Raw genomic sequence first — 590 nt, 5'->3', positions numbered from 1 at the left:
TTTCTTCTTGTACATCAGCTGGGAGCGATGTTGAGATCCCATTAGGGTAAATTGTGTGATCATTAAGCCCCTCTGGCTCTAAAAAAATCTGATGACGAACTTTATCTGCAAATTTTACTATCTTATCTTCTATAGATGGACAATATCTTGGACCTACTCCTTTTATATTACCTGAGTACATTGCACTTTTAGATAAATTTTTTTCTATAATTTTATGAACCTTCTCATTGGTATAAGTCATTCGACATGACACTTGTTTGTTTAAATTTTTTTTAGTTAGGAAAGAAAAAAAATAAGGATCATCATCTGCAAATTGTTCTTCAAGGTTTTCAAAATTAATCGTTCTTGCATCTAACCTGGGAGGTGTTCCAGTTTTTAATCTTCCAATTTTAAAATCATATTTTGCTAATTGTTCACTTAAACCTGTTGAAGGTTTTTCATCATACCTACCTGCTGGTGTTTTTTCATCACCTATATGTATCAAACCATTTAAAAAAGTTCCTGTTGTTAGAATTAACTTGTTGCATAATACCTTTTTACCTTCTTTAGTTTCAAAACCACTTATGGTGTTATTATTAAAAATAAACTTT

At 30.5% G+C, this 590-nt stretch carries 1 protein-coding gene; it reads right to left on the bottom strand.

The window, feature by feature from the left end; all coding sequences use genetic code 11:
* Positions 1–590, bottom strand: a 590-nt coding sequence (locus tag AMN99_RS05540) for an FAD-dependent oxidoreductase (RefSeq protein ID WP_179850448.1), incomplete at both ends; no start/stop codon positions are given.

Origin of the sequence: Candidatus Pelagibacter communis, from assembly GCF_001180225.1 — a bacterium.
Classification (GTDB): Bacteria; Pseudomonadota; Alphaproteobacteria; order Pelagibacterales; family Pelagibacteraceae; genus Pelagibacter; species Pelagibacter ubique_D.
Note: the sequence above shows the minus strand (reverse complement) of the source record. Positions and strands in the feature narration are given on the sequence as shown.